This is a genomic window from uncultured Psychrobacter sp. (genome assembly GCF_947488565.1).
GTDB classification, from domain to species: domain Bacteria; phylum Pseudomonadota; class Gammaproteobacteria; order Pseudomonadales; family Moraxellaceae; genus Psychrobacter; species Psychrobacter saeujeotis.
The window spans coordinates 312,303-326,983 of the sequence record NZ_CANKZC010000002.1 but is presented as its reverse complement, the minus strand read 5'-3'; the positions used below and the strand labels follow the sequence as shown (position 1 = coordinate 326,983).

At 43.2% G+C, this 14,681-nt stretch carries 10 protein-coding genes; 5 read left to right on the top strand and 5 right to left on the bottom strand.

The features are described from left to right. Positions 1-76: 76 nt before the first annotated feature. From Q0890_RS05635 to Q0890_RS05625, 3 genes are all read right to left on the bottom strand, one after another. A complete protein-coding gene (locus tag Q0890_RS05635) occupies positions 77-1,474 on the bottom strand; it encodes a hypothetical protein (protein ID WP_299218481.1) in 1,398 nt (465 codons plus the stop codon). 213 nt (positions 1,475-1,687) lie between these two features. Beyond that, entirely contained in the window at positions 1,688-2,236 is a 549-nt protein-coding gene (locus Q0890_RS05630) for a GMC oxidoreductase (protein WP_299218480.1), read from the bottom strand. Between the two features lie 229 nt (positions 2,237-2,465). Beyond that, positions 2,466-3,569 (bottom strand): M28 family peptidase, encoded by a 1,104-nt coding sequence (locus Q0890_RS05625; RefSeq protein ID WP_299218478.1) that lies wholly within the window; start codon positions 3,567-3,569, stop codon positions 2,466-2,468. A gap of 474 nt (positions 3,570-4,043) precedes the next feature. Between Q0890_RS05625 and trpB the strand changes: the two genes are divergently transcribed. Together trpB and Q0890_RS05615 are read left to right on the top strand one after the other, a co-directional pair. Continuing rightward, complete coding sequence (trpB, locus tag Q0890_RS05620; protein WP_299218476.1) at positions 4,044-5,270, top strand: tryptophan synthase subunit beta; 1,227 nt, start codon at positions 4,044-4,046, stop codon at positions 5,268-5,270. Between the two features lie 148 nt (positions 5,271-5,418). After that, the gene (locus Q0890_RS05615; protein WP_299218474.1) at positions 5,419-6,321 is read left to right on the top strand and encodes a DMT family transporter; all 903 of its coding nucleotides are present in this window, start codon (positions 5,419-5,421) and stop codon (positions 6,319-6,321) included. 85 nt (positions 6,322-6,406) lie between these two features. Here the strand turns inward: Q0890_RS05615 and Q0890_RS05610 are convergent, their stop codons facing one another. Next, positions 6,407-7,555 carry a hypothetical protein gene (locus tag Q0890_RS05610; RefSeq protein WP_299218472.1) on the bottom strand — a complete coding sequence of 383 codons (1,149 nt, stop codon included), beginning with the start codon at positions 7,553-7,555 and terminating at the stop codon, positions 6,407-6,409. 556 nt (positions 7,556-8,111) lie between these two features. Between Q0890_RS05610 and Q0890_RS05605 the strand changes: the two genes are divergently transcribed. Next, on the top strand, positions 8,112-9,224 hold the full coding sequence (locus Q0890_RS05605) for an alkene reductase (RefSeq protein WP_299218470.1): 1,113 nt from the start codon (positions 8,112-8,114) through the stop codon (positions 9,222-9,224). Between the two features lie 247 nt (positions 9,225-9,471). Here the strand turns inward: Q0890_RS05605 and Q0890_RS05600 are convergent, their stop codons facing one another. Continuing rightward, positions 9,472-10,734: an NAD(P)/FAD-dependent oxidoreductase gene (locus tag Q0890_RS05600; RefSeq protein WP_299218468.1), complete on the bottom strand. Its 1,263-nt coding sequence runs from the start codon at positions 10,732-10,734 to the stop codon at positions 9,472-9,474. Between the two features lie 477 nt (positions 10,735-11,211). Between Q0890_RS05600 and acs the strand changes: the two genes are divergently transcribed. Further along, complete coding sequence (gene acs / locus Q0890_RS05595; RefSeq protein WP_299218465.1) at positions 11,212-13,182, top strand: acetate--CoA ligase; 1,971 nt, start codon at positions 11,212-11,214, stop codon at positions 13,180-13,182. Positions 13,183-13,403: 221 nt separating this feature from the next. After that, positions 13,404-14,669 (top strand): NAD(P)-binding protein, encoded by a 1,266-nt coding sequence (locus Q0890_RS05590; protein ID WP_299218463.1) that lies wholly within the window; start codon positions 13,404-13,406, stop codon positions 14,667-14,669. The last annotated feature ends 12 nt before the right edge of the window (positions 14,670-14,681 follow it).

Below are 14,681 nucleotides of genomic sequence, written 5' to 3'. Positions count from 1 at the left end.
CGATTAATTTTTAAGTGTGGCGTAGGGTGGGTTAGCGAACGCGTAACCCACCGAATGATTCATACTATTTACACATCTACATTTTTTCATTATCCGCGGCAAGATGGCCTTTTAAAGCTAGATTACAATCTTCTGAATTTACATAAGCGCTTTTGAACCAACCGCTTTGGTTATAAAAGCTAATAATTAAATTATCATTCCAATCCATATTGAGTGCGCATTCAAAATCTGAGTAATCTTTTAAATTTAAAGGTTCGCACTCTAACGTTTTATCATTAAACTCAGTATCAAACCCCCAAACTTTTAAATCATCTTCGAGTTGCATTGAACCAAATCCTGTAGAAGGGCAGGCAGCAGCAAAAGCTGTAGATACTTTTAGATTTTCAAAATCAATATCGTTTTCGCAAAAGATGCCGTTTAAACAGTCTCTATAATGGCGCACGTCCCACGGTGGATAGACCTGTAATATTTCTTCTAGCGAATTATATGAGTTAGATGTACCAGTTTCGTCCACTGTTATCTGCTGTCGTTCGCTATCAGATAGCGTCATAAACTTTAGAAAAGTGCGCGCATTGTGGGTCAAAGTGCTTTCAGGTCGCTTAGCTAACCCGATCATCAGCTGCTCATACTCAGGTGATGTAAATTCATGAAAGTCATAGTCAGTCCAGTCAGTGTTATCAGAACCAAAAAATAGTGCGTATTGATATAAGTTTAATAAAATTTTGGCATCCTTAACCGCATAGCCATTCGGATAATTCTGAATATAATTATCCCAAAAAATAGCGCGTTCAATCAATTCTTCAAACGAAGTAGTAATTGCCGCATCGCTCCAAAATATTTCTTGATTATCTTGTGCCATACGTCCAATAAAAGCGGCTTGATCTTTTCGCAAATAAGGTATGAACAACTCTGCCATTGCTTTTAGATTATGATCAAAAGAGAAATAGCCTTCACCTAGATCACGTATTCTTACATCCGCATCACTATCAACCAGTCCAATTAAATACTGCGCGCGTGGACTTAATGTTTTCAATTGATCCGATGATAGACCTTCGCCGTAGTGCAGCTCATAAATAGCATTGTTTAAACTTTCATCATTTACCTCAACCTTATCCGTTAAAAACTGTCGATACATGGCCTGATAGTTCTTTAACAGTTCTAAAACCTCAGTATTACTAGCTGTTGGTAAGCATGTTCTTAATAAATGTTGAACGCTCTCAATGGCTTCAATCTCACTATTACCATCTATTTTTTGCATAGTTTGATTAAGTGCTATGCAATCCTTTGCCATAATGGCTTTGCCAGCAACCATTTTTGGTTCTGACGTTTCTATCAAGCTTTGCGTATCAGTGTTCTTGACGACCTTTAGAGAAACTGACTCTGATGGTTCTGAAGTATCAGCTTTGGGCTGGCAGGCACTAATAGTGCAAATCAGACTTACTCCGATCATTAGCGCTAAGGCTGTCTTTTGCATGCTTTATACTCTTTTAGTTTATGGTCATTGCATAAAGTGAGTTCGCTCAAGCGTAATCCGTCAAATCTATGACTACTTTAAATCGATAGGTTACAATTTATTATTCTCTATAAGAATTCAATAAGTCTAACACCACTTTAAAGCAAAATTTATACTTTCAAACCTAAAAAAATGTCCATAAAGAGCGTTTTAGTCCTACTAACCCTAAACAGCCTACCCAAAATCTTCCTTCAATATAGCCGCCATATTACGCTCGGCAAGTCCGGTGATAAACACATACGGATTGACGCCAGCACTGCCAGGGATTAACGCGCCATCTTGCACATAGATATTTTTGTGCCCTTTGACGCGCCCAACTTCGTCGGTCGCCAAGCCCAACACGCAGCCACCAAGCGGATGATAGCAAAAGTCATCACCGAAGCCTTTAGTGAACAGCAAGCTTGAGGTCGAGCCACCATTTACTTTGGCGAGTTTTTCAATCAGCTCTTTAGCAGCATTTACCGAGTACTCGTTTTGCTCGCGTTTCCAGTTGAGTTTGACGGTTTGTGAGGCTTTATCATAGTAATAGTTGCCGCGTTCAGGATTATCAGTGATGGCAAGATATAGCGTTGTCCACGTCTCGAGACCTAGTGGTAATGGCGCGAGTTCGGCAAAGATTTTGTACTTGGAGCCGCCTCTATCACCATCCCACATATTGATGCCTTTAACAGGAATGGTGGATTGAGTAGTACCCGCCGCGTGGACGAAATTGCGGCCCGTCATGATGTTGCCGATGCGAGGTTGGAATTCAATGGGGGTGTGGTGGAGGGGATAGTTTTGAAGGGTTAATAGGATTAGATATGTTGCTTTCGATTAATTTTTAAGTGTGGCGTAGGGTGGGTTAGCGAACGCGTAACCCACCGAATGATCTTCTGCTTTCAATGATGGATTACGCCTTGTTTTTATTCTCTACGAGAATTTAACAAGTCTAACGCCACCCTACGGCTCTAATCTATCTAATAGACTCAGCTTGTACCTGCTCTGCGATAAGCTCAGTGACAATCCGAGCAAAGGAACTCATGCGCTGTTTGATCCGCTCTTCGCCAAGCGCTTGAGTCAATACCGCTTCGTTATCCACGTCTGGATTGTGCCATGAGTAGCCGCCTGGTATGTCGGGATTATCCGTTTGCGTATAGCCGTCAAAATCTGGCCCCAGGCTCCAGTTGGTTGCCTCAAAAGCAACGACAGGCATAATACTGTCGAACGATTCTTGATCGCTACAACAGCCGACACCAAGAGGCTTATAAGGCTCATCTGCACCCGGAGGGATGATAGCGGGGTTTACTTGCAAGCCAAGATTAAGCTCGTTTGCAATACGCAGCGCCGCTTCACGTAATTTGACATTGGCTGCAATCTCATTGCCATCATCGTCATAACTATTGTCCCCAGCGTTAGCATACATATTATCGCCGGTGAGCAAGCTGTCTAAATTAATCATACCGATAGCATTATCAATCTCATCTTGGCTTAAGCTTTCGACAAACGCCTTAGAACCTTGCAGTCCGCCTTCTTCAGAGCCAAATGCCACGAATTTAATCGTATCTGCGGTATTGACTCCGTTAAAATGATAGACCAGTTCACTTAGTACGCCAGAGCCTGAGGCATTGTCGTCTAATCCTTCAAGATCGATATAGTTGGGATACTGCGTTGCTGAATCATAGTGAGCGCCTACGTATAAGATTCGTCCGGTATTTTCTGTGCCTTTGTGAGTAACAACCACATTTTGACTATTAATGGTTTGATCAGCGAACGGCCCACGAGACGCGACAAAAGTAAAAGGCTCTAGTATCACCTCATTGCCATTATCGCCAAAGGTCATGCGCTGTTTCATATATTGGGCAGCGGCAAGCTCGGTACTCGATCCCATATAACGCCCCGAGTAATCACGCGCCAAGGTCAGTGCCGTATCAGTACCATACTCACCGTATGTGATTACAGGGGTAATGATCGTTTCGCTATCGTCATCATTACACGCGGTTACACCTGCAACCATCATAGCTATAGCTAACACTTTTATTGTCTGTTTTGGTGCTTGTTTCACTATTGTCTGTAACATCGTCAGCATCCCTGTTTCAGTTATCGTAAAAGACCTAATCAGTAATATAAAACGTTTCTAGTCCAAAGTGTGAATAGTTTTATAGAGACATTGTTGTAAGTTACGTTCTATTAAGATGGGCAGGTGGATGATGACTGTAGAAAATTAAGTAATGAAGTTTTCATAACACGTCTTGATATAAATCGCCCTTACTGTGCGTCTTTGTCACTATTCGATTGTTCAATGCTGCAAAACATTCATCTCAGTAACACAGTACTTATTTTTAGTGGATTGACTATATAAATACGTGCAAATCAACGCTAGTTATTGACCTTAAACAAGACTTACCTTAAAATACGTTTCAGTGTACTAGAACGTTAATACAAAAGTTTTATTATAACGCTATAAAATAACGTGCTCGGACAATTTTTCAGACTATAAGTCGTCAAATATCACAACTTTCAACATTATAATTTCAGATACTAGGGTTTAACGATGACAACAGACAAGATGACCGACAGCTATGGCTTACATCACTCTATCTTGCCAAGTAACGATGGTCTATACGGTGAGTTCGGCGGTAAGATTGAACATCCAGAACTTGCCAAAGCCATGGATGACATTGAGCAAGGCTTTCGCGAGATTATTAAAGACGAAGATTTTATCGAAGAGATGAGCCGCTTGCGTCAGACTTATGTTGGTCGCCCAAGCCCGATATTTCATGCCAGACGCTTAAGCGCACATTGCGGCGGGGCGCAGATTTATTTTAAGCGTGAAGATCTCAATCATACGGGCGCGCACAAGATTAATCACTGCTTGGGTGAGGTATTACTTGCCAAAAAACTCGGTAAAACCAAGGTTATCGCGGAGACGGGCGCAGGGCAACATGGCGTGGCGTTGGCAACCGCAGCGGCATTGATGGGCCTTGAGTGTGAGATCCATATGGGTGTCGTCGATATCGAAAAAGAGCATCCCAATGTTAGCCGGATGAAGATACTAGGCGCGAAGATCGTCCCTGTATCGCGCGGGGCAGGGACACTAAAAGAGGCGGTCGATAGCGCTTTTGAGACTTATCTTGATGAGCTGGATAGCAGTCTATTTGCTATTGGCTCAGCTTTGGGCCCAGCGCCATATCCTGAAATCGTCAGTTATTTTCAATCGGTCGTTGGCCGCGAAGCGCGTACGCAGTTCTTAGAGACAACTGGTAATCTTCCTAATAAAGTGGTCGCCTGTGTCGGCGGTGGCTCCAATGCTATCGGCATTTTTAGTGGTTTTTTGGGCGACAAAGAGGTCGAGAAAGTTGGGGTGGAACCTGCAGGTGAAGGCTTAGAGACATCCAATCACGCCGCTACCATGACGTTAGGAGTAAAAGGCGCGCTGCATGGCTTTAAGTGTTATGTCTTGCTAGATGAAGATGGCGAGCCTGCCCCCGTACATTCGATTGCCTCAGGGCTTGATTACCCAGGCGTTGGGCCACAGCATTCGCTTTTGCGCGATATGGGTTTAGCGACTTATGAGTCGGCAACCGACGCAGAGTGCTTGGATGCCTTTATGGCGTTATCAAGATTAGAAGGTATTATTCCCGCTTTAGAAACTGCCCATGCCATTGCCTATGCGATGAGAGTTGCCAAAGACATGTCACCTGATGAGACTATTTTGGTCAATTTATCCGGGCGCGGTGATAAGGATATTGATTTTATTTTGGATAAAGTCAAGTTATAACGAATTAATTACTGACGAATACATAAAACCGCACCTAAAGAGCGATTAACAAGTTATCATCATGGCGTTTTTAACGACATAATACGTCTCATGACATAACTTTTTACGACTTAGCAAAAGCAGTCTAAACGCTTAATAGGATTAACCAGTGACTAAACGCGACCTCATTATCTTTTTTACCCTCTCTTTTATGTGGTCGCTGTCTTTTATATTCTATCGTGTTGGGGTTCCTGAGTTTGGTTCGATAGCATTTGCAAGCCTACGAGTGCTGTTCGCAGGTTTCACTATGCTGGTCTTTGTATTGATCAGCTTGGAGAATCGGCGCGGTATTCGTGAAAACTGGAAGCTATTGACCGTCGTCGGCTTGGTTTCTACGGCCATTCCATTTGTGCTATTTTCATTCTCAGCCCAGTCAGTGAACGCTGGTGTATTGGCAGTGCTAAATGCCTCTGTGCCGATGATGAGTGGCTTTATCGCCAGTACGTTTTTTAATGATAAGCTCTCAAAAAAGCAAATTCTTGGTTTATTTATCGGTCTGGTCGGTGTCGTGATTTTGATGAGTGAGAGTCTATTTGCTGGTAGTGAGTCAGACACAAGTTTGCTTGAAGGGTTATTGCCAATGGGCTACGCGTTACTAGGCTGTGTCGGTTATGCCACAGGGGCCAATATCACCAAAAACTATTTGCAAGGCTTGTCGCCGATTGCTATCACTGCTGGCTCGACCATTATTGCCAGCATGGTCATGCTACCTATTGGCTTATATGAGTTTCCATATGGCAAAAGTATTAGTCTACAAGCATGGGTATCTGTCATCTGCATCGGAGTGTTTTCGACAGCAATCGCGCTGATTTTTATGAATCAGCTGATTAAGAATATCGGTCCAATGCGCGCGACGAGTATCACTTTAGTCATTCCAATTTTTGCGATATTCTTTGGTTATGTATTGCTGGGCGAAGCGTTAGATTTGGGTGCAATTATTGGCTCAGCAGTCATTTTATTTGGTACATACCTGTCTTTAAATATCTCTTTTAAAAAGATGCTAAGGTCGTAAAACACGAGTACTCATAAAACAGTAACAAATAGTGTGGGCGTGCCTATCTAAATATTTTTGGAATCGGTATGTATGAAATAGGGTTTTATTGCTTGTCCTTGTCTACACAAATGACACCATGCAAACAGTTTCTATCTCTAACTGTATCACGTAGCGAAGATATGTCTAACGCTTGACTCAATTGATAATGAGTTACTTCCCATTCGTTTATTTTATGGCCGTTTTCATCTTTATCAGGAACAGGGTATAACTGTTGACGTTCGCTATCCGACTGCGCCATAAATACCAAAAGCTTTTGTACGTCTTCAGCCAGTTGACTGTCAGTACGCTCAGTCAATTGCGTCATCAAGCGCTCGTCTTTTAACAGATAAAATTTGCAGGCCTCATCATCGATCCATTGAGTGTTTTCTGAGCCAAAAAAGAGTAGATAGCGATAGGTATCTAGCAAAGCTTTGGCATCATCATAGAATCTACTATCTGGGTAACGGCCTATAAAATCTTCCCAAAATACAGCGCGTTCAACCAACTCTTCAAGAGATATACCAATTGCAGCATCGAACCAAAATATCTCTTGATTGTCTTGCGCCATTCGCTGGATAAACTCACTTTGGTCATCTGGTAGATAAGGGGTGAACATATCAGCCATGGCCGAAAGATCGTGATGAAAGGCAAAGTGACCTTCGCCTATATATCGGACACTGACGTCAGCTTTGCTCCTTACCAAACTAATAAGATAGCGGACACGAGGATTTACGAGCTTTAATTGCGCTACCGTTAATTTTCCATCTTGGTCAATATTATCCATGACGCTGTAAAACGCTTCATCATCCATAGAGCTATCAGTATTCAAAAAACGTCCATACATCGCTTGGTAGGCTTCTAGCCATTGAAGTATCTCGGCATTGTCTGCCACTGGCAAGCAAGCCTCTATTTGACGCTGAACTGCATGAATATCTTCGATCTTACTTTTATTATCGATGGTATTTATCGTGTCATCAAGCTTGGAACAAATGAGCTGCTCTTTTAATGTTTTTTCAGATAGCGTGACCAATGCTTTAGTAAGAGCTTTTGGCGTTTTCGCTTCTGCAAGAGGCTGTGTACTTGGCGCTGTTTCGGTTTGTGCCGACGTTGAGGGCGCATCTGATGAATCAGTTTTATCCGAAGGCGGCTGACAAGCAGTTAGGCCAAGCAGTAAGCTTGCACCTATGATGAGTGTTCTTCTGTTCATTTGCACAGACTGCATCCTTTTAATACTCAATAGAGTATTAATCTTAGTTTTTTAAAAATTATTTTGACTATTCAATATGCAATAAATTGGCTTAATTGTAAAAAATTAGGACAATCTTATCGAGTCATTAGAAAACTATTGTTTGCTTGTATACATTCTACTCTTTTATATTCTTTAGAGATAGTCAATGTAATCTTTTTTCAATTATCAAATAGAGCTGAAAAGGTGTTTCGGTTTGTAAAGCTTACTTGAATAATCATAGTCATCCCTTATAAAGAGAACGGTCGTTCAATATAGGTGCTTAAGTATTGGTACGTATTGGTACTTAAGTATAAGTATTCAGACGTATGTTCTTGAATACAGATTCTTATTTGATAGATATCTATTTAACAGGTAATCATCTAATAGGTATTGATTCAAAAAGTACCTACTGATCTATCGAACAAACATACATTTTGTTGACCTAATGACTCATAAAGTTTTCATAATTATAAATAGATTGCTTTATAGTTGTGAATATCATTTTTACCCATATTTTTTATAACCACAAACAAGGCATACTATGGCTTACGATAATTTATTTGAAACAGTAAAAATGGGCACTCAAACCCTAAAAAACCGCATCATTATGGCACCACTAACTCGTCTACGCGCTGTTGAGCCAGGCGATGTACCAACGGCATTAGCAGGTGAATACTATTCACAGCGTGCAGCGGGAGCGGGCCTTGTGATCGCTGAGGCGACGCAAGTATCATTTCAAGCAAAAGGTTATGCAGGTGCGCCTGGCATCCATACTAAAGATCAGATGACCGCGTGGAAAGCCATCGTCGATAATGTCCATGCTAAAGGCGGCAAAATCGTCGTACAGCTATGGCATACGGGTCTAGTGGCGCATGAAAGTGTACAGCCTGATGGTAAAGCGCCTATTTCAGCGTCGGACGTCGAAGTCGGTGCTCGCACCTCTTTACGTGATAGCGATAATCAAGCAATTCGCGTTGAAACGACGCCACCACGTCCAGCCACTGCTGATGAAATCAAGCAAGTGATTAAGGACTTTGCTTATGCAACCAAGACGGCACGAGAAGCAGGATTTGATGGCGTAGAGGTTCATGGTGCCCATGGTTATCTGTTGCATCAATTTTGGGTTGAGCAAACCAACAAGCGTGATGACGAATACGGCGGCAGTCGTGAAAACCGCGCGCGCTTAACCCTTGATGTCATCGATGCTTGTGTTGATGAGTGGGATAACGATCACGTCGGTATTCGACTCTCGCCACAAGGCACGTTTAACGCCGTAGAAGCCGGCTATGATGAAGGTGATAACATCTGGCTCATTGAGCAAATCAACAAACGCGGTTTGATGTATCTTCATCTCTCTGAGCCTGATTGGGCAGGAGGCACGCCATATAATGACGGTTTCCGCCAGCGTATTCGTGATGCCTTTGACAATACGATCATTGCAGCGGGTGGTTATACGGCCGAAAAAGCAGAAAGAAATGTCCGTGAAGGTTATATTGACGCGGTTGCGTTTGGTCGTGATTTCATTGCAAACCCTGATTTGCCTGAGCGTATTCGTCAAGATGCACCGCTCAATGAACAGCATCCACAAACCTTCTATGGTGGCGGTGCTGAGGGTTATACCGATTATCCGTATTTGGACAAAAAACAGGCTTAATCTGTAACCTTCAACTTAGCATAAACTATTGTAGGCTGGGTTTTTAACCCAGCTTTGAAACTTTGCAAAAGCTAAATGCTGGGTTAAAAACCCAGCCTACGCAAAAACTCTAAAGAGTATCGTTCTCAAGATCCAAAGTCCCAGCTAGCATCACGCTATCGGGGCTTTTTTATTTTTCTTTATTTATCAAACACTCCATCCTATGAGAGTTCATACGAAGCCGAATGTCTGTTTTATCACAAAACCTCTACGCCACTTCGCCGCAGACAAAACCACTTGCCCAAGCCCATTGAAAGTTATAACCGCCAAGCCAGCCCGTGACATCAAGTACCTCACCGATAAAGTACAGCCCGTCCTGAAAATTGCTCTGCATTGTTTTTGACGACACCTCATCGGTTTTTACGCCGCCACGCGTCACCTCAGCGGTACGGTAGCCTTCCGTACCAGAAGGTTTGAGTTGCCAACCATTAATAGTATTCCCAAGCTCGCTTAGACGCTCATCTTTAATATTGGCAAGCTCTTTGTCTTTAATATCATCCCACAGCGTTGTCTGTAGGGCTGTCAGTAGTTTTTTAGGCAATGCATTGTCTGTATAGTCTGCCAGTACAGTACGAATAAGCTGCTTAGGGTGCGATTTTTTATGAGCAAGTAGTAGGGTGGTGACATCGATATCAGGCAGTAAGTTGATATTGATGTGCTCGCCCGTCTGCCAATAATTGGACAGCTGGAGCATGGCAGGACCAGATAGACCGCGATGGGTAAAGAGTAACGGCAGCTTAAACGAGATGCGCTCATTACTGGCAATCACTGGCAAACTAATACCAGCCAAGGCGCGGATAAGCTCGCCCGTCTTATCGGTAAAGGTAAAGGGCACGAGGCTGGCATCGGTTGGTATAAGCTGATGCCCAAACTGTTGCGCCAGCTCATAACCAAGACCGCTTGCGCCCATCGTTGGTATAGATAGGCCACCAGTCGCCACGACTAACGAGTCACAGCTGTATTTGTGTTGCGAAGGTTTAACGCCATTGGCAATATCTTTTTTACTCAGTTTTTTAGAGGTCGATAGATTGAATCTTTTATATTCAGTCTCATTGACATCGACCTTATCAATCTGGGTATTAATGCGTATTTGCACACCTACCGCCGCGCATTCATCAAGTAGCATAGTGACGATATCTTGCGCAGAATCATCACAAAACAGCTGACCGTGCTCACGCTCATGGTATGGGATTTTATGCTGTTCAACCATGCCGATAAACTCCCAACTGGGGTAACGGCTCAGTGCTGACTTACAAAAATGTGGGTTGGCACTGATAAAATGCTCAGGCTCGACGAAGTAATTGGTAAAGTTACAGCGTCCACCGCCCGACATCAGGATCTTTTTGCCAACTTTATTGGCATGATCGAGCACCAATACGCGGCGGCCTCGACGCCCAGCGGTGAGTGCGCAGTATAGCCCTGAGGCTCCTGCGCCAACAATGATGACATCATAATGGGTATTATTGTCCATGACGGTTTTGGTCCATAAAGCGCTGCTTTTAAACAAACGTAAAAATAAGGTAGAAGCAATGATACAAATACGATGATATAAGTATCATTCAAATAGTGTATCTAGAGTGGCTATTGTCCATATTTAACTTAGGGTTACAAGGATTAAATACTTATCAGGTTTTTACCATGCCCTAATAGAAAGTATAAATACATAAGTAAACAGCTGTACATTGGAATTGTTGTAATTAGTCGTTAGTGTCTTGCATCACTTCTTCTTATTTGTCAAACTAGAATCAAGGCGTCACTCATTATGGAAGACGATCGCCTGTTGTCTGCACCCACCATTGTTACTGATGAGCTGCCGATTAGCATTGTCTGATAGTCGTATTATCGCTTCAGTTTCAGTCAGTCTATTAGATAGTTTTTTCTTTTATTTTCAATATCTCTTATTTTCGATATTTTATGCAGACAATGATAATTAAAAAAGGAATGTCTCATGACTCAAAAATCTTTTCCTATTACGGCTGAGTTTATCGCCGCTGCCAATACCACTGCTGAGCAGTATGCCCAAGACTATGAGCGGTCAGTTGAATCACCCGAGGCCACTAATGCTTTTTGGGCTGAGCGTGCTGAGCTGATTGATTGGATGAAAAAGCCAACTATTATTAGCAACGTCAATTATGACTTGGACGACTTTCGTATTAAATGGTACGAGGATGGCGAGCTAAATATTTCGGTAAATTGTCTTGATCGACATCTTAAAACCAACCCCTACAAGCCTGCCATTATTTGGGAAGGGGATCATCCTTCTTTGCATAAGATTATCTCCTTTAAAGAGCTTCATGCTGAAGTTTGTCGTTTAGGTAATGCGATGCGTAAGCTTGGGGTCAAAAAAGGCGATCGTGTGACCCTATATATGCCGATGATACCTGAAGCGATGGTAGGGATGCTAGCATGTACGCGTATCGGTGCGGTGCATTCGGTGGTGTTTGGTGGATTCTCTGCTGAGAGCTTAGGTAACCGTATCATAGATAGTCAATCCAAAATCGTGATTACGGCTGATGAAGGTCTACGCGGTAATAAGCACAATCCGCTTAAGGTCAATGTGGATCGTGCGCTAGATATGGAGGGTACTGATAGCGTCGAAAAGGTCATTGTCGTGCATCGTACAGGTAATTCAATTCCGATGAGTGGTCGCCGTGATGTTTGGTATCATTCTTTAATCGCTGGTGAGCAAGAGCAGTGCGAGCCTGAAGTCATGAATAGCGAGGACCCGTTATTTTTGTTATATACCTCTGGTTCAACTGGCAAACCGAAAGGTGTGCTGCATACGACTGGTGGTTATATCACCTACGCGCTATCAACCTTCCGCGATGTCTTCGATATCAAAGACGATGATGTGTATTGGTGTACGGCAGATGTCGGCTGGGTGACCGGTCATACGTATTCTACCTATGGGCCGCTTGCCAATGGTACGACGACAGTGGTGTTTGAGGGCGTGCCTGAATATCCAACATGGGCGCGGATTGGTCATATTATTGATAAGCATAAAATTACGGTTTTATATACGGCGCCGACGGCGATTCGCTCGATGATGAAAGAGGGTGATACCTTTGTCCGTGAGTCTGATCGCTCAAGTTTACGTCTGCTTGGTACCGTTGGTGAACCTATCAACCCTGAAGCGTGGGATTGGTATTATGATGTCGTTGGTGGTGGTCGTTGCCCAATCGTAGATACATGGTGGCAGACCGAAACAGGTGGTATTTTGCTGGCTCCGATACCAGGTACGGTAGCGCTCAAACCGGGTGCTGCGATGAATCCTTTATATGGCATCATACCGCAAGTGATCGATACCGATGATACGGCTCTTGAAGGTCCCGCTGAGGGCAATCTTGTCATTAGTAATAGCTGGCCGGGACAAATGCGTACTATTTATCATGACCATGAACGCTTTTTGGAGACCTACTTTACTGAGTATCCAGGCTACTACTTTACTGGTGATGGGGTACAACGCGATGAAGACGGGCATTATTGGATTACTGGCCGCGTCGATGATGTACTTAATGTCTCAGGTCACCGCTTGGGCACTGCAGAAGTCGAAAGTGCAGTAGACGCTCACCCTTCTACGGTTGAAGCCGCTGTCGTCGGTATGCCGCATGACATTCGCGGCGTAGGTATTGCTGCCTTTATTATTCTCAGTATAGGAGAGGTTGCAAGCGATCAGCTAAAAGCTGAGTTAAATCGCCATGTGCGTACCGAGATTGGGCCAATTGCCAATTTAGATGCTATCTATGTCGTTGAGGCTCTACCCAAAACCCGATCTGGTAAGATTATGCGTCGCATCTTACGTAATATCGCTGCAGGGCAGTATGTTGGGCTTGGTGATTTATCTACCCTTGCTGATAGCTCGGTCATCAACAAGATAATTGATGTGGTCAAAGCAGAACGCGAGGCAAAACACTGTTAGTAAGCAACTGTTAGTAAGCAATAAAATAGCGAACCATAATTATAAACAGGATTCATAAGTATGGTTCGCACGCAACTTTACTAGACAAACATCAAATATCACAAAAGTCATGCTGTTTTTAATAGCATGACTTTTTAATATAGACAGCATCACAAAAACACAAAGACTCGTTTTTAATGAGGTTTTAATCGTTGCCAAATCTTACAAGGCCTACTGCACTCATGACTGACCATTCTTCGCCATCCATTAGCAACCATGCAAAACAGACTAACCATGACAATCAAGCTACCTTTAATACTGGCCTAAACACTGATATAAGCACTGCGCCGAAAATAGCCATTATCGGAGCTGGATTGACGGGTTTATTGACAGCGACTTTGTTGGAACGCGCTTTTATTAATAAACAAAATAAACCATCAAATAATACCTCAATGCTGCACGTGACTATTTTTGAAAAATCACGTAGCGTTGGTCGCCTAGCCACGCGCTATCGTACCGATAGTAGGACCAATCAAAACTGGCAATGGGCATTTGGCGCGCAGTTCTTTACGGCTAAGTCAGATAGCTTTTCGCAGTTTATTCAGCCGTGGTTAAATACTGGATTATTGCAGCCTTGGTGCGCTCAAGTGGTAAATTTGACGCCAGCCAATGACACCGATCAGTCTCCTAATATTCAAAAAAAAGAGCAATGGGACACCACACATGCGCGTTATATTAGCACCCCTAAAATGACCAGTTGGGGGCGCGCGTTGGCTGATGAGTTACAGCATACGACTATCAACTTCAAAACCCGCGTTGCACCGCTTAGCCAGACACAAACTGAAAGCCGACAAGATAATACTAGCAAAACTGAGTTATTCGATGAGGTAGGCAGCAGTCTAGGCTGGTTTGATTGGGTCATTTGTACTGCACCAAATGGTCAAGCAGTAGAGCTGATGGCAGACAGCGGCTTTACAGAGCATGCCAAAATTACCGAACCAAAAATGCAAGCATGCTATACGCTTATGCTGGGCTGGGATAATGTTGAGAGGCTCCCTAAAACTCTGATCAATCAGACAGCACCAGTATGGGATGTGGCTTATGTGAGTCATTCAATACTCGATAGAATATTTGTTGAACATCAAAAACCTGCTCGTGATGAGCTACTTCCAAGTATCACCATTCATGCGCGCAACGACTGGTCAGAAGAGCATGTCGATGATGATATCGAAATCATTAAAGCGCAATTGCTAGCAGCTGCACAGAAAGCATTGCATTGGAGCGTGGCTACAGCACCCAGCCAAATAGACTGCCATCGTTGGCGCTATGCTGCGACAGTTATGGATACCAAAAATAAGCAAGCTTGTGATCCGTTAGGAGTATTACTCGATCAAACCCATCAGTGGATTGTTAGTGGCGACTGGTGCGGACAAGGTAATATTGAAAGCTGCTATCAAATGGCAAAAGACACAGTACAAGCGATCAGTAAAGTAGAGTGGATAAAATAAGCCAAATTTATT